Here is a 25,745-nt window from a genome sequence, read left to right as displayed (position 1 = left end):
CAGTCATACCGGCGTTAGACCACAGTTAACGTAATTACTGTAGGCTTTCCATCTTCACCGTGAACTCGTATTGGTCCTGGTGTAGGGCTTTGCAGGCGTACAGTGTGAGAGATATCTCCGAGCGGAGCAGTTATCTTTACGTCGAGGCCCTTCGCCTTGAGAATCTGAATAGCCTCATCTTTATTTTTACCGACCAAGTTATCTAATTCCACCATTTGTGGGCCTTTTGATACCACTACACTTACCTGGTCTCCCCAGTGTAATTGGCTTCCTGGTTTGGCGGAAGCTGAAATTATCTGGCCGCTAGCTATGGTATCGGACCAAGCCTCATTGTAGGTGGTAGCTAGTCGAGCTGCATTCAGGGCATTAGTTGCTTCTTGTTTACTTTTCCCAACAATATCAGGCATGCTGACAGGCATTTTGCCCTTGGATAGGGTAACCGTAACCTGTTCATTGTGGTTTACGGTACTGTTTGGCTGTGGGGTTACTGTTATTGCTGCTCCTGCTGGCAGGTCCATTGAATACTGGTCTTGGTTCTCATCATGTACAATGTTGCTGAAACCTGCTGCTTTCAGGGCATCAATGGGGTGCATTCCAGACTCAGTATGAGGGTCTAGGAGATCAGCAGGCACAGTTACTTTCTGTATGCCTCGAGAAACCACCAGTTTGACCTTCCCATTACGCTTACTGATATGTGACTCTACTGTTTTGGGCTCAGCTGAAATGATGTGTCCTTGTGGCACGGTATCGCTATATGCTTGGCTTTCCTCATGTGGTATTCCAGCAACTGTAAGAGATTGTTTGTATTTCGTAAAGTCAGCACCTTCTATTGAGCAGACGCTGTTGGTAGTGCAAGAGGAATCTGATGGTCGGGGGAGCTTCCAATAAGAACCTGGTCCCTTAAAATACCACCATCCTGCACCTCCAGCCATTAGAGCTAATATGAGGACTATGATGACAAGAGCTGTAATGAGCTTTTTAAGCCAGCGTTTAGGTTTCTTTTTATCAAGTTCACTGAGCTCGTATACTGCCTTCATAGGTTCAGTAGATTGTTCATCAGCTACCGGAGTATCGGCAGGCGCAAGGAACTGTTTAGTTTGTGTGTTTACTGGCTTCTGATCTCCACGCTCAGACTTGTCTGATGATGACACCTGGCTTTGAGCTGTATCCACTTGAGTATCTGGTTGGCTTACTGGGTCATTAATATGTTCAAACAGATCTGTAGGTTTTGCTGTTGACTCTACCACGTTTGAAGACACATTTCCTGCCAGGGGAGTTGAGCCTTTCAGGGCAGGTTTGCCAGTTTGTTGAGGTTGAGAAGGAGCAGATGTTCCAGATCGGAAGCTTAAGGCGTCAGGGCTTAGCTTTGTGGCCATTTTTTTCATGCTCTCAAGGGCTTGGTTGGCGTCGTTAGGGCGGTCATCAATAGGTCGTGCTACTAGACCAGCAATAAAGTCTGAGATCTGAGGGTCAATTCCCGGGCATACCTGGGTAAGAGATGGAACATCTTCATGAACATGCTTAAAAACTACTGTTACCGGATTATCACTAACAAATGGAACGGAGCCAGTGAGCATCTCATACGCGACAATTCCGACGGCGTAGAGGTCACCCTGTGGAGTAGCTTGGTTGTTTTCAATAGTCTCTGGAGGTAAATATGCTGCGGTGCCCAACAGCATGCCTGTAGTTGACAGAGTGGTTTGTGAAGCAGCACGAGCTAACCCAAAATCAGTAATTTTGACGTTTCCCCGGTCATTCAACAGAATATTTTCTGGCTTGATGTCTCGGTGGATTACACCTGCTTCGTGAGCGCTGGCTAAACCATCCAAAACTTCTCCAATGATGCGCAGCGTCTCACGTACCGAGAAGGTACCTTGCTCGTTCATTTCATGACGGAGGTTAACCCCGTGAATGTACTGCATGACGAGAAATTCTCGGCCATTGACTTGTCCCGTATCGTAAACTTGTACGATATGCGAATTGGCTATGGCTGCTGCTGATCTGACCTCTCGATGGAAGCGTTCTTCAAACTCAGCACGATGGGGTCCCTGTGCTAGCTGAGTGTGCATTATCTTGATAGCCACAGTTCGGGAGAGTCTCTGATCCAGTGCTTCATACACTGTGGCCATCCCGCCTTCGGCAATTTTGCCTATGATGCGGTAGCGGCCCTCGATAATGTGACCTGTACTTGCCTGTCCCGCTTCACTCATAGTCGTATCGTATGGCCTTCCCAAGTAAAAACAGTGTTGTTGAGCTGGTTCTTAGCGAAAAATCCACTCGAGCGTGTTGTTCTGAGCAGGTTAAACGCCTTCAGCTGCCCTTTCTTATGCTACCGCTATAGCATCAAAAAATAGATTGACTTACTAAAAAAGAAAGTGAGAGCAGGCATCTGCCAGGCGTTCTTGCCCCATTTTGCTTATGTTCAGCGTTTTACAGGAGTCTTGGATGGCACTCATGCTGTTTGAAGCTAGGTCTTTAATCAGCTCCTGAACAGCATCTATGGCGCCAGTGTGGTGGAAGTCAGTGCTTACATAAGACACGTCTTCAGAAGTACGCTGAGATGCCTGGTAAATCTCTATCAATCGTTTTTTGTGGTCAGGGTCAGAACGTTGCAGTGCAGTTGCTAAGAGGACGGTTCTTTTCCCCTCATAGATGTCTCCGCACTGAGGTTTTCCAGAGTCGTCTGAGCTTGCAGTCACATCCAGTAAGTCGTCACGTAACTGATATGCCAGACCTAAGCTCGTTCCTATATTGCTGGCTATATTGCTGGCTATTTCTGGTGGTTTGCCGGCCGCCAAGAGACCCAACTCAATTGGAGCTATGGTCGTATACGAGGAGGTTTTTTTGTTAATGGTATTCAGGGCAGTTCTTTTGAGTTTTTCTGGATCATGTAGAGGCATTATTTCCATACCGAAGTCGAGCACTTGCCCTTGATCTACTTCTCCCATCATGTGGAAAAAAGCTGTAAGAATTGCTGATGATTGTGGAAACTTGTCTGCTGAGGTGTTTGCAAGAGCGCATGCTGTGGTTGACAGGAGGTCTCCTAAAAGAATGCCTAAGGCCTGTCCAGCCATAGTCTTGCTTTCATGCGTTTTGCTAGCTAGAGATCGATAAACGTTGTCAAGTGCAATATAGGCGGAAGGCTCATGACGCCTAAGCTGAGCTTGGTCAATAATATCGTCGTGAACTAGTGCTGATGTCTGGAACAGTTCCAGTGCACAGGCAAGATCTATAAGTTCCGAGGGCAGCTGATCGACAGTAACGGATGTTGTACTAGGGTATTTGACAGCGCAATAAGTAGCTAGCAGTAAGTGAGCTCTGAGTCGTTTACCACCTCGATTAGATATTGTTGCTTGTTCAAGAACTGCCTCTTCTAAATCATGTACCGGTTTTTCTGACTGTGAAGACCAGCTATTGAAGTAGGACGATATGACTGATTCCATGCGCTGTTCAAGGAACCGCTGTAGATCGGTATGAGGCATACTGCGAGCCTATCGGTACGGGTCCCCTTATTGAGCTTTGTTGTGCAAACAGATTCACAATCAACCACATTGACAGGTTAGCTTTATCTATCTTGTAAAACTATGCCAAGGTGAGGGTCATGAGGACAAGCAATCCGTGAACTACAGGAGTTGAGGAGATACACCAATGACAACGAGGAAGAACGACCACAACAAGTCCAAAGGTACGATGGCTATAGAGCAGCATATCGCAGAGCTCCTTTCTACCTATCGCGCAAAACGCCGAGAACTTGGTGTTGCATTAGCAGACAAGGAACTGATGAAGGATCCAGTGACGTTATGGTGTCACAATTTGCTTGCTTCTGAAAAGGACTATCAGGAGCTAGATGAACTGACACGCTTGACTATTGCTATAGGAATGACTGAAACGTTAGCAATTCGAGATGCTCTCATTGTTTCTTTTTTGTGCGATCGAGAACAGCTCAAACCTGATACTGTGCTGCAATTAACCTGTAAGCCGCACGAACAATCCAGCGTTCGTTTGTTGTGTCAAGCAGTGGATGGAGCGTTTACAGATTCACGGATCCGGCCGGATCATACCCGTTGTAGTGCTGGTTTAAAGATGCTTGAAGAGATTGTCTCATTGGTTCCCGAATCTTTCCAAGAGCAGCCTCTGGCTGTCTTGGCTTACCTGCACTGGTGGTTGGGAGCTGATGAGGGTGCTGCATTAGCTCGAAGAGCACTTGAGATTAATGAACGGTGTACTCTTGCTTCAATTATCGAAGCAGCTTTTCGCCATTATGTACGACCAGCCTGGGTTACTCAACCCACTTCAAGTTGCTAGATTTCGATCAACCGGGAATAATAGTCCTGTTGGAATGGTTCACTGTAATAGTTGATAATTTGCCCTTGCCATCAGTGCGCCCATAGCGTAGTAAGGCTGTGGGTGTGGAGTTTCAGGAGGATACGTTGGCCACAAAGGACACACAGTCTGACAGCAACGAGCAGCAAAAGAAAGTAAAGGCCAGCCAATCTCGATCTAAATCGACGCGTACAGGCACCGGCGCTAAACTTGATACTGGCAGTAAGACTAAGAATTCTGCAAAAGCTGCTAAAACTAAAAAAGTCTCACAAGCAAAGACTAAGAAGATACAATCTGACGATAACTTGCCAGTTAACGAAACTGAAAAAACGCCCTCCACTACAATTGATGATGAATCGCTTATCCAAACTGAGGATGTCCACATTGAGGATACTGATATAGATATTGAAGACCTCAGCAAGGTTGATGAGGTTGACATTGATGTGGTTGACGATGTACTTGACGATGATGGTACCGGAGAAAGTGACGAGGCTGAGGACGAAGAAGATAGTGCTGAACAGACAGTGACCCCGCCAGATGTCAAGGGTGCATTTGTTGTTTCTGACGATGATGATGACGACAATCTCACTCCTTCGGGTAATCCTAAGCGCAGAGTCGTCACCGCAGGAGCTACAGCGGATCCTGTCAAAGACTACTTGAAACAAATCGGACGGGTGTCTCTGCTGAATGCAGAACAAGAAGTGGATTTGTCAGAACGAATCGAAGCTGGCCTTTACGCTCAGCACCTGTTGGATATCAACGGTGACGGAATGAGTTTTAAGGAGCGGCGAGAACTCAAGTGGGCTGTTAACGATGGTAGGAAGGCCAAGGACCATCTTTTGGAAGCCAACTTGAGGTTGGTTGTTTCTCTTGCTAAGCGGTACACCGGTCGCGGCATGCTCTTCTTGGATCTCATTCAGGAGGGTAACCTAGGTCTTATCCGTGCCGTAGAAAAATTTGACTATACCAAGGGTTACAAATTCTCGACTTATGCTACTTGGTGGATTCGTCAGGCCATTACGCGAGCCATGGCTGATCAAGCTCGAACTATTCGTGTTCCTGTTCATATGGTCGAAGTCATCAATAAGCTTTCCCGGGTGCAGCGGCAGATGCTTCAGGACCTTGGGCGTGAACCGACTCCAGATGAGTTAGCCCGTGAACTCGATATGCCTGTAGAGAAGGTCCAGGAAGTTCAGAAGTATGGTCGTGAGCCTATTTCTTTGCACACACCTTTAGGTGAAGACGGTGATTCCGAGTTCGGTGATTTAATTGAAGACACGGATGCCATCGCTCCTTCGGATGCTGTTGCATTCTCGCTTCTCCAGGAGCAGTTTAAACAGGTCTTGGAGACACTCAGTCCACGTGAAGCTGGTGTTATCAAGATGCGCTACGGTTTAGAGGACGGACAGCCTAAGACTCTAGACGATATTGGTAGAGTGTATGGTGTTACACGAGAGCGTATACGTCAAATCGAGTCAAAGACGATGTCCAAGCTGCGCCATCCCTCACGCTCACAGACCTTGCGTGACTTCCTGGATCAGTGATTACGCGAGAGCTGGCAAAGGCTCAGAATACTAACTACAGCAGTGAGGGATATGGCTACGACAAGTAAGAAAACTCCGGACGAGGCTTATGGTGCTGACTCGTTAACTGTTTTAGAAGGACTTGATGCTGTTCGTAAGCGCCCTGGTATGTATATTGGTACCACCGATAGCCAGGGACTTATGCACTGTCTTTGGGAGATCATAGATAATGCAGTAGATGAAGCGTTAGCTGGTGCTTGCAAGGAAATCAAGGTTACCCTCCATGACGATGGGTCAATTGAAGTTGAGGATGATGGTCGCGGCATACCAGTTGATGTTGAACCGAAGACAGGTCTTACCGGTGTGGAAGTTGTCCTAACCAAACTTCATGCTGGTGCAAAGTTTGGCAATGCTTCATACAATGCAGTGGGTGGCCTACACGGTGTAGGTTCTTCGGTTGTTAACGCTTTGAGTTTACGTTTGGATGTTGAGGTCGATCGCGCTGGCAAGACCTATCGGATGGAATTTCACCAGGGACACCCCGGAGTGTATACAGATACGGATCCAGAACATCCGTCGCCACATTCGCCATTTAAACGAACTCGCAAAGGACGTCCCACTGAATTACGGGTAGTTGGTGATGCTCCCGCACATCATTCAGGAACTCGTATTCGTTATTGGGCTGATCCTGAGATTTTCAACCAGACAGCTCAGTTCAGCTATCAACAACTGATTGATCGTGTGAGACAGACGAGTTTTTTGGTTCCAGGGCTCAAAATTACTGTTATCGACGAAAACATAGCCGAAACTGGTGATTCTCGTCGCGATGAGCGTATTGAAGTCGATGCAGTGAGTGGAGATGCTACTAGCCACGAACCACCTCTAGTAGTCTCGTCTGAGGAGAGTCAGGAGACAGAACAACAAGAGCCTTCGCTGGCGTCTGTTGCGCAAGCATGGGATCATCCATCAACCGACCACAAGAGGGTTGAAGAATTTTTACATACGGGTGGTGTTGTAGATTTCGTAGACTACCTGTCTAATGGTGAACCGATCAGCGACATATGGCACATCAGCGGTGAAGATACTTATGAAGAAGAGACTCAGAAAGTTGGTTCTAACGGAGAATTACATGCAGAAAAGGTAGCCCGTACCTGTGGAGTTGACATTGCCCTGCGCTGGGTTAATGACTACAACTGCGTTATCAGATCATTTGTGAATGTTGTTGCCACACCTGGTGGAGGTATGCATGTAGATGGGTTTATGAATGCTATGACCCGTCAGATACGTAAGGTAGTCGAGGCTAACGCCCGTAAATTCAAGGTTAATCTGAAAGATTCGCATACTAAGATCGAACGGGATGATGTCCTCGCTGGCCTAGTTGCGGTTATCACTGTTCGTATTGCTGAGCCGCAGTTCCAAGGACAGACTAAGGATGTGCTCGGGACTGCACAGGTTAAGCCTATTGTGACGAAGATGACGGATGATCAATTCGGGCAGATGATCACCGGTTCTAAGCGTGGATTTAAGGATCAGTCTAGTAGGGTCTTGGAGAAAATCGTTGGCGAAATGCATGCCCGTATTCAAGCCCGAAAGACCAAGGAAGTAACGAGACGCAAGAATGCTTTAGAGTCCGCTTCTATGCCCGCTAAACTTTCGGATTGTATGCCAGGTAATGATGATGTGGCTGAACTGTTTATTGTAGAGGGTGATTCTGCTCTAGGTACGGCAAAGGCAGCTAGGAACTCGGCTTTTCAAGCTCTTCTGCCGATACGCGGAAAGATTTTAAATGTACAAAAGGCTTCAATTTCTCAGATTCTGGGGAATAAAGAGTGTGCATCTATTATTCAGGTGGTGGGCGCAGGATCAGGTGCTAATTTTGATATTACCCAATCGCGGTATAACAAAGTCATTATGATGACAGATGCTGATGTCGATGGTGCACACATTAGGATCCTTCTACTTACTCTGTTCTATCGATATATGCGTCCACTTATTGAACACGGACACGTCTATGCTGCTGTCCCACCACTGCATAGGATTTCGCTAACTGGAAAACGCAAGGGAGAGTTCCTGTATACCTATTCTGATGATGAATTGGAAGGTAAGCTATCCGATCTCAACAGACAGGGTTTAACCTATAACGAGGATATTCAACGGTATAAGGGACTTGGTGAGATGGATGCAGACCAATTGGCTGACACCACTATGGATCCCCGCACTAGAATGCTTCGTCGTATCCGTATGGAGGATGCAGAGGAGGCAACAAGAATATTTCCCCTGCTGATGGGAGATGACGTGCCGCCCAGAAAGCAGTTTATCGTTGACAATGCAGATGACTTTGACCGTTCTAAAATCGATACCTGATTCTGCTGATAATAAAACTGCTTCCGTTGTTATTTCCTACATACTGGCAATAGCAACGGAAGCAGTTTTTATTTTCCTAGGCAACATATGCGATCGGTGAAGCGAGTTCCTGACCAGAAGCGTCTCGTCTCATATCGACTTCTGGGAGTTCAACCGGATGACCAGATGCTGTTGAGGCATGTAAGGGCCAAAGGCCAACACACGCGAGTAATAGTCTATTTTGTCCCTTCAGGAAGCGCTGTGACCGTACTCCACCAGTTGCACGACCTTTTGCTGGATACATTTGCAGGGGGGTTACTTTCGCAGCCCCATTATCAGTTCCCGGCAGGGCTTCTTCTTCACCCGCAACAGTGAGAACAACAGCACCAGCTTGACTGCTTAAACCATTGTCGCCCTCACTATAGGTCCAGGCTATTTGGTTGTGGGGGACTACAGCAAAACACAGCACTTGTGCATTTTCCGCTAAACGGATACCTGTCATACCGCCTGAATTACGGCCTTGGGGTCTGACTTTACCTGCCTCAAAGTTCAGCAAGCTAGAATCAGTTGAGATAAACACCAAAGTATCTGTATCTTCAGCAGGTGCTGCGAAGATAAGTCTGTCATCTTCTGCGAGGTCAATGATACTCCATGAGTCCATGGTGCTAGGGGATTGCCGGTTCCAACGCTTCACTACGCCCTTCGTGGTACCCATAGCTAAAGGTCTACTGTCACTTGTATCAATAGCAGCAATAGCCTTTTCTCCCGCTATTGGCTGTGTGGATTCAGTCATACCGATCAGTTCATCTGCTCTCACACCGCCGCTCAAGCTTAGAGAAGTTGTTAATGGCAATTGGGGTAAATCAGCAACAGGGAGTGTCACTAGCCTTCCAGCCGATGTAATGATTGCATACGTTGCAAGTGTATGAGTAGTAAAGATGGAGACAATTTGGTCATCGCTAGCTCTCTCAGCAGAGGCAGATCGACTTTGCCACATGTCCAGAGCACCTTCGTTAGAACGGGCTATGAGACCCGAAGAGCTCATCAGTACGGTGCACGGTTCATCAGAAACTTGTAGGTTGGAGTGTTGTGATGCACTGTGAGAGGACACGGAGGCAGCAAGAGCGAGTTTTTGTGCAACGGTTGTAGACGCATCTTCAGCAGAATCGTTTCCTTGTACTGCTACTGGTGCCAATTCGCCTGACGCCTCTGCGTCTAATATAACAGTTCTTCTTGGTGTATTCCACGCTTGTGCGGCCTGATCCATCTCTTGGATAACGACCTTGTCAAGTTCTGCGGATGAACTCAAGATTAAATTCAGAGCGTCTAATTGTTGTTTAAGATCATCACGTTCTCCCTCGAGCTCTATACGGCTCATTTTAGTGAGCCGTCTCAGCCTCATCTCAAGGATATACTTAGCTTGTACTTCGTCGAGGTCAAAGACAGCCATGAGGCGTGTTTTTGCTGCGTCGGCATTTTCAGAAGTACGAATAACCTGAATTACTTCGTCAATGTCTAGCATAGCTAATAATAGGCCTTCGACTAAGTGAAGGCGTTCTTGGGCTTTTTGCTTACGGTACTCTGATCGACGGTGGATAACATCTCTTCTATGCTTAATCCAGACTTCCAGAAGTTCTTTCAAACCCATGGTGTGGGGTCTTCCCTCCACCAAAGCCACATTGTTAATAGTGTAAGAGTCTTCCAAAGGCGTGTACTTAAACAACTGAGACAGAACTTTTGCTGGGTCGAAACCAGATTTTAACTCTATAACTAAGCGGGTGCCGTTATGGCGGTCAGTAAGGTCAATAGCCCCTGAAACACCTTCGATCCTATGGTTTTTGACTCCATCAGAAATACGCTCTAAGACCCGTTCTGGACCCACCATAAAGGGCAGTTCTGTTACAACAATTGCCTTTTTCCGTGCCGTTACATTCTCAATGTGGGTTACAGACCTTGTAATAAAAGCACCACGTCCGGATTGATAAGCTTGGCGGATTCCCTCTCGTCCTACGATGATGCCGCCTCCAGGCAGGTCAGGGCCTGGAATATACGTCATCAGATCGTCTAGGGAAGCATCTGGATGGAACATAAGATGCTTAGCTGCAGCTACAACTTCACCTAAGTTATGAGTAACCATATTGGTTGCCATGCCCACCGCTATACCTGATGACCCATTAACGAGCAGGTTAGGTATTGCAGAAGGAAGCACAACTGGTTCTTTGAGTTTGTTATCATAGTTCGGAGTAAAGTCAACAGTACCTTCATCAATGTTGGCATTCATTCCTAGGGCTGCTGGAGCTAATCTGGCCTCAGTATATCGAGATGCTGCAGGACCGTCATCAAGAGAGCCAAAGTTGCCATGGCCGTCTATTAATGGTAAACGCAGGGCAAAAGGTTGTGCTAGTCGAACCATTGCTTCATAAATAGAAGAATCACCGTGTGGGTGAAGCTTGCCCATGACTTCACCCACTGCTCGAGCTGATTTCATGTACGGCTTGTCAGGCGTCAGATTCATCTGGCCCATCTGGTAAATAATGCGTCGTTGAACTGGCTTTAGACCATCGCGAGCATCGGGCAAGGCGCGAGCATAGATAACAGAGTATGCGTACTCGAGAAAGGACTTGCTCATCTCCTCACCTAAGGGTGTTTCAACAATGTGCTCATCGATCTGCCGTACGTCGTAGCCTGGATTGCTCTTGCGATGTGCTGCCATTACTCTCCTCGCTTTACTCTTGTGGCCCCTATGATAGCGGCAGGTCGGTCCAAAGGTGCTTTTTTAATCTGATGAGACGTAAACTCGACGACGTGAAGACAGGGTCATGATTGAATGGTTGCATGCATGATTTTGCCAGTATTGATGAATTAACGGTCTTAGCTCCGAACGGCAGTTACGGGGATAAGACAGATTCTGCCCAGCGTGGGCAAGCTTTTCACCTTTCTTCGGTCTTACCGGCAATAAGTGCAGCAATAGGGCATCCTGTGGCAACTGCTGTGCACAAGGATCCTCAAGGTCTGCAAAAGGCTATAGGGCTGCCTGACGTCACTTCAGCCATAGTTGTGCTGGTAGATGGCCTTGGTTATTGGAATTTGCGTCTTCGCCTGGGACACGCTCCGTATCTCCGTTCTCTGTTCCAAGATGAGAATAATAACCGTCCGTTGGCTAGCTGTTTACCCTCTACTACTACAGCTGCTATGGGCGTCTTTGGTACGGGAACCTGCCCTGGGTTGACGGGTATGACTGGTTATACACAATTAAACCCGGATACTGGTGACTTAAGCCAACTGATACAATTTCGTGATGCTCAGGAACCAGAAGACCTTCAACAGCAACCGACTATATTTGAAACTCTCGCCAGACAAGGAGTACGTGTCACTTCGTCTGGTTTACCGAAGTTTGCGAACTCGGGACTGACCAGAGCTGCCTTGCGCGGTAGTCACTACATCGGTAACAAGGATCCCAGGGCTCGGATATTAGCCGCAGCTCAAGCGGCACAAAAACCTGGTTTGACATACCTGTATATACGTGACATCGATAAAGTCGGACATACAGCAGGATGGGAGAGTGACGAGTGGGTTGCAGCTCTCGAACGTGTGGATGCTCAACTAGCAACACTTAAAAGAGAATCGCCCAAGGGTACACTCATTGTTATCGTTTCGGACCATGGAATGGTGGCTGCAGACAGCAATGATCGATTTGATATTGCCGAACATGAGGAGCTCCAGCATGGAATCACTTTGGTCGGTGGGGAACCACGCCAAGTTATGCTGTATTTGGATGATGTAGAGCAAACTGCCCGTACAGCTGAGCGCTGGCAGGAAGCACTGGGTGAGCGGGCAGTGGTGAGAACTCGGCAAGATATACTCGACAACGGATTACTGGGCACGGTAGACGGACGTATTAAGTCCGTTATAGGCCATATTTTTATTAGTGCCTGTGGTGCAGCTACAGTAGTAGACTCTCGTATCCAGAGCGAACAGGAAATCAACCTACCAGGAGTGCATGGTTCGCAGACATATCTAGAAAGCGATATTCCATGTCTGATAGATTTGGCGTAAGTGCAAGTACACTACCGTTTACAAGGGCCTAGTTCACTGACCAAAAAGGATTTCGTCCCAAGAGGGTACCGCCGATCGACCAGCTTTTTTAGGGGAGGGTTCTTGGTTGGAATCTGTTTTTTGTGCAGAACTTATGCCACTGGTGGTCTCCTGCGATGTCTGTTGGTGTCCAACTGTATTTTGACCAGTGGTTGCATGAGGAGTTTGCGACGGCGTGTCGTTGGTAATATTTGTCCGTGCTTCAATAGGTTTGCTAGCAGGTTTTTGTGACGATACTGGCTCAGCACTCTTACTCAAGCTGTTCTTGGCTTTGGTGGACGGCTCCTGTTCGCCGCGTTGCTGTACCGTTTTATTTTTCTCTGTCTTACGTTTTCCGCCATACATCCAGGCCGTGAGTGGATTAGATGGATGCTCATCCACCTGCTGATCAGTGTTATCCTTTGTGCTTTCATCTGCAATGCTAGTGTCTGTTTGATCACCGGCTATAACACTTTGGGTTATTGTTGAGGGCCCTTCTTGAAGCGGCTCAGAAGTGTGTTGTGCGCCGGTCATATCGGTAGTAGTAGGCACGGGATACATGCGGGCAGAATCAGTTTGGTTTGATTGCAGTTGGGCTGCGTCTTTAGTGTGCGGCGTGTTGTCCTGTTCGCTTGATTTTTTGTCTATGGAAGTGCTGTCTTCAGCAGCTGTGCCTTGCGTACCAGCAGGTACTGAAGGAGGTGTCGAAATTTCAACAACCGGCGCCTGCGTGTTGGTATTGGAAGGTGTAGGCACTGTAGGTTCAGAATATGCTGGTGGAGCTTGAATAGCGGTGAGTTCAGGGTTGGTTGGTGGGGCTGTATCTTCTGTATTCGGCAGGAAGGATTGAGAGCCTTCAAGCAGCTGTTGGGCGATGGTGTTGACACAAGTAATGTTGTTTTCCTTCATGTTCCATGTCCAGTCAGCCTGGAAGGCGTGACCCATAGCTTGGAAGGATGCCCGGATTTTCCAAGGACCATTTCCTCGGCGTGTCGCGTTCCAACTTACTGAGTTGATGCTCACATCTGCTGCTTCCAAAGAGCGGTTTATGGCTTCTTCATTGGAAGAACCTGACCCTCGTTTAGGGGCAGACATTGATAAAAACTGTTCGATTGCGTATTTTTTCTCAGTCTCAATAGGGTTCGCGAAACGCCGAACGATCGCTTCGTTGACAGCGAATTCTTGCGCAACCTGCTTAGTTGTTTCACCCGCCCGTACTGCCGCCTGAATTGCAGAGATTGGCAAGGCAAAACTCGCCTGAGGGATGGGAGTTCCGTGCTCCTCTTCCAAAATTTGTTTGGCTTCGAGAATGGCGCGATCTAGCGTATTATCAACGCAAACTTCGAAGAGCTCGTGGCCGTACGCGAACACTAAATTGCCTTGACCACTAACGTGGTCAAAGCGGGCTGTCTTGCTCTCTTCTTGAGGCATCCCAACACCTTCTCTTCCCTGAATGTGTACCTTCACAACTATTGTGCCCTATAGGTGGTATTTTACGAGCATCATAAATCGTGTATTCTATCCGCAGTACATTTATGTATCCTGTGAAGGGTAACTAGGGGTAAATGTTCTGCATAGAACCAGAGTGAAAGGATGTGCGATGGCACAAGACTATGATTCTCCTCGTGACAAGGATGAGGACGAGGCCTCCATCGAAGAATTGGGTAAAAAAAGCCAAGATGCTCCCACTGACATTGATGATGACGAGAACGCCATTGCTGAAGATTACGAACTACCAGGTGCAGATCTGAGTAATGAAGATGCTTCAGTAACGGTTATACCTATGCAAGGTGACGAGTTCATTTGCTCAGTTTGCTTCTTGGTTAAGCACCGCAGCCAACTCGCATACGTAACGGACGATGATCAGCCAGTATGTAAAGAGTGTGCGGCCTGATGGTATACGACGAGACGTATAACGAGCCAGAAACAATCGAAGTGTTGCTAAAACCTGTCTCTGAACATGGGCAGGAAGATGGTGACAAGCACAACTCGGAGCAACCCTACCTCCGTTATGCTATGGCAGGGGATGCAGGTGCCGATTTGCGCACCCGCATCTCCTTTAACCTTGCCCCTTTTGAGAGGGCGTTGGTGCCCACAGGAATCTCCATGGCTCTGCCAGCAGGATACGTTGGTTTAGTTCATCCGCGTTCAGGCCTGGCTGTCAATGATGGAGTAACTGTTTTAAACGCCCCAGGAACAGTTGATGCTGGTTATAGAGGTGAGATTAAGGTGCCACTTATTAATCTTGATCCTGAACGTACGGTCAGCTTTCATGCCGGTGACCGTATTGCTCAACTGGTTATTCAGCGCTATGTGCAGGCAAGGTTTGTGGTAGCTGACTCTCTACCTGATTCAGAGCGCAGCAGTCACGGTTTTGGTTCGACTGGTCTATGAGTGTTACACAGGACTGCTTACAAACTGTGATTGTTAACTGTTATCTCGTGTAGGATAGTTGCATTGCAGGGGAGAGGAGCACCATGGTTGAAAATGATAGTCATGATGGTACAAACGTTGGCCCAGACGGTTTGGAAGACCTCTCCTCGCATGCCTTAGGGTGTGAAATTTCTGATGATCCGCTCAATCCTTTGCAGCCAATTGAGCAGATTTGCAGGGCTCATTATCCAGATGAGGACCTGTCGATGCTGCCTAAGGCTTATGCTCGCGCTGTCCAACAGCATGCCAGTCAACGTCGAAAATCTGGCGAACCGTATATTATTCACCCACTTGCGGTAGCTCAGATTCTGGCAGATTTAGGTATGGGCCCCACTGTTGTTTCTGCTGGCCTTTTGCACGACACTGTGGAAGACACGGATTACACTCTCGAAGAGTGCCGGGAAGAGTTTGGAGATACAGTTGCGGGTCTCGTTGATGGTGTGACGAAGATCTCAAAAATGGATTATGGCGACTTGGCTCAAGCGGAAACTATCCGCAAAATGGTGGTAGCTATGAGTCGAGACGTTCGTGTGCTAGTTGTTAAACTCGCCGACCGTGTACATAATGCCCGTACTTGGCGTTACGTTAAGCCCACATCGGCTCAAAATAAAGCCCGTGAAACGTTAGATGTATATGCGCCATTGGCTAACCGACTGGGTATGAATGCAATCAAAACTGAGTTGGAGGAGCTCAGTTTCAAAACACTGTATCCCAAAATCTATAACGAAATAGTGGTGCTCGTTGCCCGTAGGGCTGGCCAACGAGATGTGTACCTGAAACAGATCCTCGACGAAATTCGCGCGGATTTGGATGCTCAGGGGATTGACGCTCAAGTAACTGGCAGGCCCAAGGACTTTTTCTCTATCTATCAAAAGATGATTGTGAGAGGGCATGATTTTGAAAGTATTTACGATCTTATGGGTGTGCGTATCGTCGTGGATACCATCCGGGATTGTTATGCAGCATTAGGAGCTGTTCATGCCCGGTGGAGTCCTGTACCAGGGCGTTTCAAAGACTACATAGCAATGCCAAAGTTAAACATGTACCAATCTTTGCACACTACTGTGGTAGGTCCTGGCGGTAAACCTGTCGAGATACAAATCCGTACCTGGCAAATGCATCGTCGAGCAGAGTTTGGTATAGCTGCTCATTGGAAATATAAAGAAAATGGACAAGCTGGCAGGGACTTGTCAGCTCCAGACAAGACTGATGTGCGACGTGAGCAAGCTGAGCTGAGCGAAGCAGATAACCTTAAATGGATTCAACAGCTGGCTGACTGGACGAGTGAGACACCAGACTCGAACGAATTTCTAGGATCACTCAAGGACGATCTAGGGGCTTCCGAGGTATACGTGTTTACTCCAAAGGGGAAAATAGTCTCTCTGCCTGCTGACGCGACACCAGTTGATTTTGCGTACGCTGTGCATACAGAAGTTGGGCATCGTACTATGGGTGCTCGTGTCAATGGTCGTTTGGTGCCTTTGGATACCAAACTAGAAAATGGCGACACAGTAGAAGTCCTTACTTCGAAATCTGACACAGATGGTCCATCAAGAGATTGGTTGAGCTTCGTCAAGTCTCCAAGAGCGCGAAACAAGATTCGTCAGTGGTTTAGCAAAGAGCGTCGCTCAGAGACCATCGAAGAAGGCCGTGACGAGCTTACAAGGGCCATGCGCAAGCGTAGTCTGCCAGTGTCTACACTCATGACACCGGAGTCTATGGTAGGCATTGCAGATGAGTTAAATTATCCTAATGCTGACGCTGTTTTTGCAGCCATTGGTGATGGACTCATTTCAACACAAAATGTAATTTCTCGATTGGTTCACGATGTAGGACGTTCAACAGTCGAAGATGAAGTCGAGCAGGAGGCTCTGCCTCTCAGTCAAGTGGACCAGACTCATGCTGTCTCATCTTCTCGTGGTATATCTGTAAAAGGCGTCGACGATATATGGGTCAAATTAGCACGATGCTGCACCCCAGTCCCGGGTGACTCGATTGTTGGCTTTATCACCCGCAATGAAGGTGTCTCTGTACATCGATCTGACTGCCAGAACCTGCTGGACTTGCGCAAACACCATCCGGAGCGCATTGTAGAGGTTGCATGGACCAGTAACAAGGGAACGTTCATTGTAAAAATCCAAGTTGAAGCTCTCGATCGAGCTCATTTGCTCTCAGACATTACCCAAGTTCTAGCTGATCACGGTGTCAACATCCTATCAGGGGCTCAAAGCACAGGACGCGATAGGGTTGCTGTGAATCAGTTTGTCTTTGAAATGGCGGACCCGCAACATTTGAGTACGCTGTTGTCGGCTGTTCGAAAGATAGATGGGGTATTTGATGCCTATCGCATAACTGGAGCGAAGGACTCAGCATCATCACGCATGCGCAATGTATAGCTGGTGGAACTGGGCGTAAGCGTAAGTACATGTGCATGAAACAAAAGGGGCTGCATTCCCCTTTGTTGCATGCAGCCCCCTTACACTTTGCTGTGGATGGGTTACTGAATAGCCTTAAGCCACTGTTCCTTAGCTGCTTTTTCTGCTTCTAGCTGTTGCTTCTTAGCAGTGTCAGATTCCTTCGCAATTTGCTGGTCAAGCTCTGCAAGCTGCGATTCTAGCTGACGCTCGAAGTTAGACTTACGCGCTTCAGCTTCCGGATCAGACTTCTTCCAAGCTGCATCCTCGACTGCTTTGATCTGACGGTCTACGGCATCCAGACGACTCTCAATACGACGCATATCATTACGCGGTACGTAACCGATCTGATCCCACTCTTCCTGAATTTTTGCTAGAGCCTGTCGTGCCTGTTTAGCTGCTTGTTCGTTATCTACTGGTAACAAAGCTTCAGCTTTTACTACTAAGGCCTCTTTCAGTTTGAGATTCTCTTGCTCGTCTGTTGAAGTCTTGTCGCGGTCAGCTTGACGTGCGTTAAAGAAGGTATCTGCTGCCTGGCGGAATTGAGCCCAGAGAGTATCGTCTTCATTACGACCCGCTCTACCTGCTGCTTTCCAGCGGTCCATAAGCTGGTTAAACTCATGGGATGTAGCGGCCCAATCGACAGAGTCTTTGATCTCGTTGGCCCGACTGATGATTTCCTCTTTTGTTTTCTTTGCCTGTTCACGACTTGCATCACGCTCTTGTGCCCACTTGCGACGTGACTGGTTGAAAGCAGAACGGGCAGTAGAGAAACGCTTCCAGAGGGCATCGGCGTTCTTCTTGTCAATCCGGATACTGGTGCGCTGGTGTTCTTGCCACTGTTCAAACAATGCCTTCAACTTATCAGCTGTCTGTCTCCAATTGGTTTGTTCAGATAAACTAGCAACAATTGTTTCAGCTTCTTCAACAATTGAAGTGCGTTCTTGAACAGCCTGTGCTAGTTGAACCTTACGTTCTTGCTCTAGTTGTTCTTTCTTGGTTTCAGCTTGTTCTTTAATGTGACCCAATTGTGATCTGAGGGCAGGAATATCTCCTACAACAGCCGGTTCTTGGGTTTCTATTTCCAGTGTTTTGAGGGATTCGTCAATTTCTTTGCTCTTGATATTGGCTGATTGAAGTCGTGCGGCAAAGAGATCAAGCTTTTCTTTCAGATCAAGATAGCGCCGTGCGTAGAGGTTCAAAGCCTCATCTGCATTCGCTGCATCCGGGAACTGACCAACTTCACGTTCATTGTCCCCATCTGTTACGTATACCGTTCCTTGTTCGTCAACTCGGCCGAAAGCAACTGCAGCTTGAATGAGATCCTGACTGTATGAGCTGGTGACAGCTGTAACTGGGATGTGTGTAGCTTTCTTTGCTAGGGCGGCAGGTGAGGGGTGCGCAGAGTAGTTATTAGCCTCTGCTGTGCTCTCAGGTGAAGTTTCTTGTCCAGCTGCCGTAGTCCGATTGTCTGGCTGGTGGACCTCTTCGTTTAGTACAGGTGTATTATTTTCGGGTGTGGTGACAGTCTCGTCGGCCATTGCCAGCTCCTTAAGCTCGTGAGATAGAGACAGGAAAAGCGCCGCACAGTGGTGCTACTTTTCCCCAACATCTTCTATTATATGTAATTATGTCAAAAGGCGCATCAATATCAGGATTTCCTGAGTGGCTTCCATCACAGAGAATGGTAGAGCAAACCATGATTGACAGGCTTCGGCTTGTCTTCGAGCTCAACGGTTTTATCAACATCGAAACTAGGGCTGTTGAACCTGGTTCTTCGCTCTTAAAAAAAGGTGAAACGAGTAAGGAGATCTACCTGCTCTCTCGCCTGCAAGAGGTCGGACATGAGGATGGCAAAGCCGTTGAAGAACGGCTGGGCCTGCATTTTGATTTAACCGTGCCTCTCTCACGCTATGTAGTGGAACATAGCGGTGAATTGACCTTCCCCTTCAAGCGTTACCAAATTCAAAAAGTCTGGCGTGGGGAACGCCCACAGGATGGAAGGTTTAGGGAATTCGTACAAGCAGATATTGATGTGATTGGGAACGGTGATTTACCAGATCACTACGAGGTTGAACTTCCACTCGTTATGGTTTCTGCCCTTGAAGATCTCCGCTCGCTAGGGCTTCCGAAAGCAACAGTGCACGCTAACAACCGAAAACTCTCTGAAGGCTTTTACCGGGGTTTGGGATTAGAAGACGTCGAAGGAGTTCTCAGAGAAATCGATAAACTGGACAAAATCGGGCCGGACGAGGTGTCGGCCCTGTTAATTAAAGAATGCGGCGCTCATGTAGAGCAGGCGCAGGCTTGTCTTGCGCTCGCAGAATTCACAGCCAGTAATGGTGCGGAACTGAGACGTGGATTTGATGAACTGTGTGCTCAATATGGGATAAGCAGGGATAGTGACGCATATGTCCTAGCAAGTGAAGGACTCGACACCTTAGCGATGATAGTTGACGAGGCTGATCGGATTCGACCTGGATCGGTTATAGCAGATCTGAAAATAGCTCGAGGGTTGGATTATTACACAGGTTCCGTCTATGAAACCTTCCTAGATGGAGCAGAAACTCTAGGGTCAATTTGTTCAGGTGGCCGTTACGACAATTTGGCTTCACAAGGCTCCCGAACGTATCCGGGAGTTGGTTTGTCTATAGGATTGTCTCGATTACTTTCATATGTAATACATCAGAAAGGATCACAGGCCTCACGTGTTTCACCTGCCGCTGTTTTGGTGGCGGTGTGGGATGAGCAAACTCGCTCGGATAGTAATCATATTGCTGATGCTCTACGTAAACGGGGTATTGCAGCTGATGTGGCTCCTACAGCAGCTAAGATAGGTAAGCAGATTAAGTATGCAGATCATCTTGGTATTCCATACGTTTGGTTCCCCAGGGAGTCTGAGGTAGCCAGTCAGGAAAAAGATCAAGTTAAAAATATTATTACTGGCGAACAGGTAGACGCCGACCTTGTGTCTTGGATGCCCGATAGCGTATATGCCAAACAGCAGGTGGTAAGCAAGGCCTGAAATGGTAAGTGTTACCAGCAATATGGAGGATAATATAAGTATGAGTCAGTCGGCTTATAGAACGCACTATGCCACTCAGGTGACAGAGGCTGAAATTGGTCAAGAAGTTACTGTTGCAGGGTGGATTGATCGCCGGCGTGATCACGGTGGTGTGGCCTTCGTTGATCTGCGAGACCGTACTGGCTTGGTTCAAGTGGTTATTTACGATGAAGAGCTAGCTAGGCCCCTTCGCAGTGAGTATGTTGTTCAGATTACGGGTGAGGTGCGGGAGAGACCCGAAGGTAACGACAATGAGCACCTTAGCACTGGTCACATCGAGATTGTAAGTCAGCAGATAACTATTCTGGCGAAATCTGATGCGTTGCCATTCCAAGTGTCAACAGCTCTGGAGAACGAATCTGAGAACAAACTACCTGGTGAGGACGTCAGGTTAAAGTACCGTTACTTAGATTTACGTCGCCCATCGATGCAATCGAATATTCGTTTGCGTGCCAAGATGAACGCCGCAGCCCGAGCTGCTCTCGATAACATGGACTTCTGTGAGATAGAAACCCCTACCCTTATAAGGTCTACTCCAGAGGGTGCTCGAGATTTTCTGGTACCTGCACGTTTGGTTCCCGGTTCATGGTATGCCCTGCCTCAGTCACCACAGTTACTGAAGCAGTTGTTGATGGTTGGTGGTTTTGAACGCTACTATCAAATTGCACGATGCTACAGGGATGAGGACTTCCGTGCTGACCGTCAGCCAGAGTTTACCCAGCTAGATATTGAAATGAGCTTTGCATCTCAAGAAGATGTGATAGCAATGGCTGAGCAAGTGCTTGCTGCTGTTTGGAAGGCAGCTGGTTTTGAAATCACGCTTCCCATTAACCGTATATCTTGGCAGGATGCCATGGATAAGTATGGTTCAGACAAGCCAGATCTGCGTTTTGGTAATGAAATTGTAGAAATGACTGAATACTTCAAAGATACGCCTTTCCGAGTCTTCCAGGCTCCTTATGTTGGTGCTGTAGTCTTCAAGGGTGGCGCAGATCAGCCACGTCGACAGTTTGATGGTTGGCAGGATTGGGCCCGCCAGCGTGGAGCGAAGGGCTTGGCCTATGTTCAGTTCTCTGGTAATGGCGAACTCAAAGGTCCCGTAGCCAAGAATCTCTCAGATGCAGAGCGTGAAGGCCTACAGCAGGCAGTGCATGCAGAAGATGGAGATGCCGTATTCTTTGCAGCTGGTCCCCGTGAAAGTTCTCAATCATTATTAGGTGCTGTTCGAGTTGAGATCGCCCGACGTCAGGGATTGTTGAAAGCTGATGAGTTTGCACTGACATGGGTGGTTGATTTCCCACTCTTTAAATCAACTGATGACCCCGATGATGATGACGTAGCTGTAGGTCATTCGCAGTGGACTTCTATGCACCACCCCTTTACAATGCCTTCAGCGGATTGGATTGATACCTTCGACAAGGACCCCGCTCATGCGATGAGTGATTCGTACGACATAGTCTGCAATGGTGAAGAAATAGGCGGTGGATCAGTTCGTATTCATCGCACAGATATTCAAGACAGGGTCTTGCAGGTTCTAGGCATTAGTGATGAAGAAGCCCAGGACAAGTTTGGATTCTTGCTGGAGGCATTTAAGTATGGTGCTCCACCCCATGCAGGCATTGCTTTTGGCTGGGATAGAGCAGCTCAAATCTTGTCAGGAGCCAACTCCATTCGTGATGTCATAGCCTTCCCTAAGTCCGGAGGCGGTCAAGATCCTATGACTGGTGCTCCAGCTCCTATTCCACCCGAACAGCGGGCTGAGACAGGCGTAGATTACGAGCCAGAAGAAGATTAACGTCTTTAAACTGGAGGTTAACGAATGGGGGGCAGGTAATAACTGCCCCCCATTCGTTAACCTACCAGTAATCTTTCAGTTTCAGAGATTTATCAGTGTGTGGTTACAATGCTGAAGTATGAGTGAGATGAAAGAAGAGTCTGTATCAAGTACACACAGCGGTAGTGAGCCAAGGAAGGACTCCCTTAGTAATAAGCTCTTGGTTGAACTATCGCATGTAGAAAAGCACTATGGTCGTTTACACGTATTGAAGGATATCAACCTACAGGTCCACCAAGGTGAAGTTTTGGTTGTAGTTGGACCATCTGGGTCAGGAAAATCCACCATGTGTCGCACTATTAATCGCTTGGAATCTATTGATTCAGGAGTGATCCGTATTGATGGACAGTTGCTACCTGAAGAAGGTAAAGACCTAGCTCGTCTACGAGCCGAAGTGGGTATGGTTTTTCAGTCCTTCAACCTGTTTGCTAATAAAACCATCCTGGAGAATGTGACGCTAGCTCCTATCAAGGTTCGTCATATGGACAAAAAAGAAGCCGAGGATTTAGCAATGGATCTACTGACCCGAGTGGGTGTGCAATCTCAAGCTTCTAAGATGCCGTCCCAGCTTTCTGGCGGTCAGCAGCAGAGGGTGGCTATTGCGAGAGCCTTGGCAATGAAACCAAAGATCATGCTGTTTGATGAGCCAACATCAGCGTTGGATCCAGAGATGGTGAACGAAGTCTTAGATGTGATGATTGAACTCGCGCAAGAAGGCATGACAATGATTTGTGTCACCCACGAGATGGGCTTTGCGAGAAAGGCTGCAGACCGTATTACATTCATGGCAGATGGTCGAATACTCGAAGAAGGTAAGCCTGATGAGTTCTTTGATCATCCTAAGAGTGAACGAGCCCGAGAGTTCCTTTCCAAGATACTTACCCACTGAGAGGTGACAAAATAGATGATTGTGAGGATGGGCATATGAGCGTTCACACAAGGTGTGTTGTAAAAGGGACGCAGGGGATTCAGACATGGTGGAGAGCCCTGATCGCCGCACTGTGTGCTGTTGCCTGCGTCTTTTCGTTGGCTGCCTGTGGATCGGATAAGGAAGCTGGCAAAATTCGGATAGGTATAAAATTTGATCAGCCAGGATTAGGTTTTAAAAAGGCTGGAACGTATGTTGGTTTTGACGTCGATGTAGCGAAGTACATAGCTGGAAAGCTTGGGTACTCAGAAGATAAAATTATATGGAAGGAAGCTCCATCTAAACAACGTGAGGCTATGCTTCAAAATGGTGATGTAGATATGATTTTAGCTACGTATTCAATCACCGATGAACGTAAGAAAGCAGTTTCTTTCGCTGGTCCTTACTTCGTAGCAGGACAGGATTTAATGGTGCGAAAAGGAGAAACTGCGATCCATGGTCCGCAAGATTTGAACGGAAAGCGTTTGTGCTCGGTAACAGGGTCTACTTCTGCGGTTACCGTTAAAGCAAAGTTCGCCTCACAAGTACAACTCATGGAGCAGCCTGGGTATGCAGAATGTGCTACAGCTCTCTTCTCAGGTATCGTTGATGCGGTAACAACCGACGATATTATTCTTGCTGGACTTGCCTCGGCTTCGCGTGGTCGTCTCACTGTTGTCGGTAAACCGTTTACTCAAGAATATTATGGGATTGGTATCAAAAAAGGTGATACTGCTTTTGCTCAACAAATTAACACTGCACTGAGTGAAATGATAGCTAACGGATCCTGGCAGCGAGCACTTGCATACAACACGCGTGGCGCTCATTTCAAGCCGGACTTGAAATACAATCCGCCTGTAATTCAAAAGGTAGATGAACAATGAACGATGTGTTACAGCTTTTTAGCCAATATGACATTCCAGGTGCGTTTCTAGTAAATATAGAACTTACCCTTTGGTCAGCACTGTTTTCAATGATTTTGGGCATCGTATTAGTTGTCATGCGTATTTCGCCCGTGTCTTCATTGCGTACAGTTTCAGCGGCTTATGTGGCTCTTTTTCAGAATTTGCCGCTCACTATCATTATGGTCTTTATGGTACTGGGTGCGTTCGCTCAACTGAAATTAAGCTTTTCCAATCAGTTTGATGTGAACTTCTTCTGGCTTGCAGTGGTTGGGCTCACCTTATATACGGCAGCGTTTGTTTGTGAATCTTTGCGTTCAGGTATTAACACGGTGCCACTGGGACAGGCAGAGGCAGCACGCGCTTTAGGTCTCAGTTTTAGTGAATCCGCATTCCAAATTATCCTTCCACAGGCATTCCGTGGCTCGGTTGCACCGTTAGGTAATACATTTATAGCTTTACTCAAGAATTCAACTGTGGCTGCAGCGGCTTCGGTGGCAACAGAAAGTTCTTCTTTGATGAGTGAAATGATTGAGTATCATGCCAATTCAATCGTAGCTATCTTCTTCATTTTTGCCATGGGGTATGTAATTTTGATTTTACCTATAGGTGCCCTGACTACATTCCTGTCCAACAAGCTAGCAGTTAGGAGATAAGTCCATGAGTACAACAAAGGATGAAAGCTCCCTTCTCTTTGATCAACCGGGGCCTCGAGGCCTGCGAAAAATACGTATAGCAAATTGGCTGGCAGGTTTGGTCTTCATTCTGGTAATTGTCCTTATATTGCTGCGTTTGCACAATCCACCTGATGGTGAAAATCAGCTGTCGTGGGAACTTTGGAAACCAGCATTGGAAACGGAGGCTTGGACAGACTTCTACCTGCCAGGCTTGTGGATGACAATCAAGGCCTCAATACTGGCTGTGCTTGGTTCCATGATATATGGCTTTATTTTTGGTATGGGACGTTTGCTGCCCAGCAAAATAGTAAGAACCATATCTGGTGTGATTGTTGAGTTTTGTCGTGCTGTTCCTGTGCTGATGCTGATGATTTTCTTCTGGCGTTGGTTCGCATTTTCAGGTATGAGTGAAGCTTCATATTGGGCAGTAGTATTGTCGCTGATTTTGTACAACGGTTCAGTAGTGGCTGAACTGATTCGTTCGGGTGTTGGTAATTTACCAGGTGGTCAGCGTGAAGCTAGTCTTGCTTTGGGTCTAACACAAACTCAAGCACTCATGCAGATTGAGGTCCCACAGGCAATTTATGCTATGCTTCCTGCTGCCGTTACTCAGCTGATTGTTGTTTTGAAAGATACAGCTTTGGGCTCTATTATCATGTATACGGATCTTCTGCAAGAATCTCGTCGTCTTGGATCGATGTATTTCAACATCTTGCAAACGCTTGTAGTGGCTGCCGTTATCTACTTCATTGTATGTGCACTCTTGTCAAAACTGGCACGTATATTACCTGAACATATGCAAAAGCGAACCGCTGCTACTGCAACTCCAGTTGATGTTGAGCCAGTTGCCCCGCTAGCAATTATGGACGCTTCTAATGTCAATCAAATTGCTGTTGCGCAAGAAGTGGACGGGAACCGTTATGGTGGTGCTCCCTTACAGCACCATGTTCACCATAGAGGCTCTAATGCATCTATCCGCCAATGGCGACATACCAGGTATATTCAAGGCTATGATGAGACACATCCAGAGTCGCAAGAAGAAGTACATAACCGGGAAATACCCAATCTGTGGAAACGCAAATCTTCAGAAACAGATGATGATGCGATTGATCAACAGAACCATTCAACTGAAAAATCATGAGTGAGTCTGCCCGGGCTGACGGCTAGAGTAGGGAATATGTCTTTTCCTAGTCAGCCCGGTGCAGCATCGTCCAATATGTGTCAGCATAATGAGACAACTGACGAGAATGA

At 47.4% G+C, this 25,745-nt stretch carries 18 protein-coding genes; 13 read left to right on the top strand and 5 right to left on the bottom strand.

The features are described 5' to 3' along the window. Window positions 1-14: 14 nt before the first annotated feature. The gene (locus BOCO_RS00895; protein WP_094722226.1) at window positions 15-2,210 is read right to left on the bottom strand and encodes a Stk1 family PASTA domain-containing Ser/Thr kinase; all 2,196 of its coding nucleotides are present in this window, start codon (window positions 2,208-2,210) and stop codon (window positions 15-17) included. Between the two features lie 153 nt (window positions 2,211-2,363). Next, on the bottom strand, window positions 2,364-3,482 hold the full coding sequence (locus BOCO_RS00890) for a polyprenyl synthetase family protein (protein WP_094722225.1): 1,119 nt from the start codon (window positions 3,480-3,482) through the stop codon (window positions 2,364-2,366). 166 nt (window positions 3,483-3,648) lie between these two features. Here BOCO_RS00890 and BOCO_RS00885 point away from each other — a divergent pair, with 166 nt between their 5' ends. The 3 genes from BOCO_RS00885 to BOCO_RS00875 all read left to right on the top strand — a co-directional run bounded on the left by BOCO_RS00885 (window position 3,649) and on the right by BOCO_RS00875 (window position 8,210). Continuing rightward, entirely contained in the window at window positions 3,649-4,305 is a 657-nt protein-coding gene (locus tag BOCO_RS00885) for a hypothetical protein (RefSeq protein ID WP_094722224.1), read from the top strand. 104 nt (window positions 4,306-4,409) lie between these two features. Then, window positions 4,410-5,867: an RNA polymerase sigma factor gene (locus BOCO_RS00880; protein ID WP_094722223.1), complete on the top strand. Its 1,458-nt coding sequence runs from the start codon at window positions 4,410-4,412 to the stop codon at window positions 5,865-5,867. Between the two features lie 51 nt (window positions 5,868-5,918). Continuing rightward, the gene (locus BOCO_RS00875) at window positions 5,919-8,210 is read left to right on the top strand and encodes a DNA gyrase/topoisomerase IV subunit B (RefSeq protein ID WP_094722222.1); all 2,292 of its coding nucleotides are present in this window, start codon (window positions 5,919-5,921) and stop codon (window positions 8,208-8,210) included. Between the two features lie 76 nt (window positions 8,211-8,286). Here BOCO_RS00875 and BOCO_RS00870 read toward each other — a convergent pair whose 3' ends face one another. Beyond that, window positions 8,287-10,902: a DNA gyrase/topoisomerase IV subunit A gene (locus BOCO_RS00870; RefSeq protein ID WP_094722221.1), complete on the bottom strand. Its 2,616-nt coding sequence runs from the start codon at window positions 10,900-10,902 to the stop codon at window positions 8,287-8,289. A 122-nt stretch (window positions 10,903-11,024) separates the two neighbouring features. Here BOCO_RS00870 and BOCO_RS00865 point away from each other — a divergent pair, with 122 nt between their 5' ends. Further along, on the top strand, window positions 11,025-12,245 hold the full coding sequence (locus BOCO_RS00865) for an alkaline phosphatase family protein (RefSeq protein WP_094722220.1): 1,221 nt from the start codon (window positions 11,025-11,027) through the stop codon (window positions 12,243-12,245). Between the two features lie 33 nt (window positions 12,246-12,278). Here the strand turns inward: BOCO_RS00865 and sepH are convergent, their stop codons facing one another. Next, window positions 12,279-13,694: a septation protein SepH gene (gene sepH / locus BOCO_RS00860; protein ID WP_094722219.1), complete on the bottom strand. Its 1,416-nt coding sequence runs from the start codon at window positions 13,692-13,694 to the stop codon at window positions 12,279-12,281. Window positions 13,695-13,863: 169 nt separating this feature from the next. On the opposite strand from sepH, the gene BOCO_RS00855 reads away from it, so the two are divergent. From BOCO_RS00855 to BOCO_RS00845, 3 genes are all read left to right on the top strand, one after another. Next, window positions 13,864-14,157 carry a DUF4193 domain-containing protein gene (locus BOCO_RS00855; RefSeq protein ID WP_094722218.1) on the top strand — a complete coding sequence of 98 codons (294 nt, stop codon included), beginning with the start codon at window positions 13,864-13,866 and terminating at the stop codon, window positions 14,155-14,157. Next, a complete protein-coding gene (gene dut / locus BOCO_RS00850; RefSeq protein ID WP_094722217.1) occupies window positions 14,157-14,657 on the top strand; it encodes a dUTP diphosphatase in 501 nt (166 codons plus the stop codon). Before BOCO_RS00855 ends, dut begins: the two co-directional genes overlap by 1 nt. Before the next feature lie 83 nt (window positions 14,658-14,740). Further along, complete coding sequence (locus BOCO_RS00845; protein ID WP_094722216.1) at window positions 14,741-17,092, top strand: RelA/SpoT family protein; 2,352 nt, start codon at window positions 14,741-14,743, stop codon at window positions 17,090-17,092. A 101-nt stretch (window positions 17,093-17,193) separates the two neighbouring features. Here BOCO_RS00845 and BOCO_RS00840 read toward each other — a convergent pair whose 3' ends face one another. After that, on the bottom strand, window positions 17,194-18,651 hold the full coding sequence (locus BOCO_RS00840) for a DUF349 domain-containing protein (protein WP_094722215.1): 1,458 nt from the start codon (window positions 18,649-18,651) through the stop codon (window positions 17,194-17,196). Between the two features lie 89 nt (window positions 18,652-18,740). Between BOCO_RS00840 and hisS the strand changes: the two genes are divergently transcribed. The 6 genes from hisS (at window position 18,741) to BOCO_RS00810 (ending at window position 25,635) form a co-directional block, all read left to right on the top strand. Then, window positions 18,741-20,135 (top strand): histidine--tRNA ligase, encoded by a 1,395-nt coding sequence (gene hisS, locus BOCO_RS00835; protein ID WP_094722214.1) that lies wholly within the window; start codon window positions 18,741-18,743, stop codon window positions 20,133-20,135. Between the two features lie 40 nt (window positions 20,136-20,175). Further along, window positions 20,176-21,969: an aspartate--tRNA ligase gene (gene aspS / locus BOCO_RS00830; RefSeq protein ID WP_094722250.1), complete on the top strand. Its 1,794-nt coding sequence runs from the start codon at window positions 20,176-20,178 to the stop codon at window positions 21,967-21,969. A 118-nt stretch (window positions 21,970-22,087) separates the two neighbouring features. After that, window positions 22,088-22,897, top strand: coding sequence for an amino acid ABC transporter ATP-binding protein (locus tag BOCO_RS00825; protein WP_275542061.1), 810 nt, complete (start codon window positions 22,088-22,090; stop codon window positions 22,895-22,897). Window positions 22,898-22,995: 98 nt separating this feature from the next. Continuing rightward, window positions 22,996-23,799 carry a glutamate ABC transporter substrate-binding protein gene (locus tag BOCO_RS00820; RefSeq protein WP_244568704.1) on the top strand — a complete coding sequence of 268 codons (804 nt, stop codon included), beginning with the start codon at window positions 22,996-22,998 and terminating at the stop codon, window positions 23,797-23,799. Continuing rightward, on the top strand, window positions 23,796-24,473 hold the full coding sequence (locus BOCO_RS00815; protein WP_094722211.1) for an ABC transporter permease subunit: 678 nt from the start codon (window positions 23,796-23,798) through the stop codon (window positions 24,471-24,473). The genes BOCO_RS00820 and BOCO_RS00815 overlap by 4 nt, the downstream gene beginning before the upstream one ends. Window positions 24,474-24,477: 4 nt before the next feature. Then, window positions 24,478-25,635, top strand: a complete 1,158-nt coding sequence (locus BOCO_RS00810; protein ID WP_094722210.1) for an amino acid ABC transporter permease — start codon at window positions 24,478-24,480, stop codon at window positions 25,633-25,635. The last annotated feature ends 110 nt before the right edge of the window (window positions 25,636-25,745 follow it).

The organism is Bombiscardovia coagulans (assembly GCF_002259585.1).
Taxonomy (GTDB): domain Bacteria; phylum Actinomycetota; class Actinomycetes; order Actinomycetales; family Bifidobacteriaceae; genus Bombiscardovia; species Bombiscardovia coagulans.
Note: the sequence above shows the minus strand (reverse complement) of the source record. Positions and strands in the feature narration are given on the sequence as shown.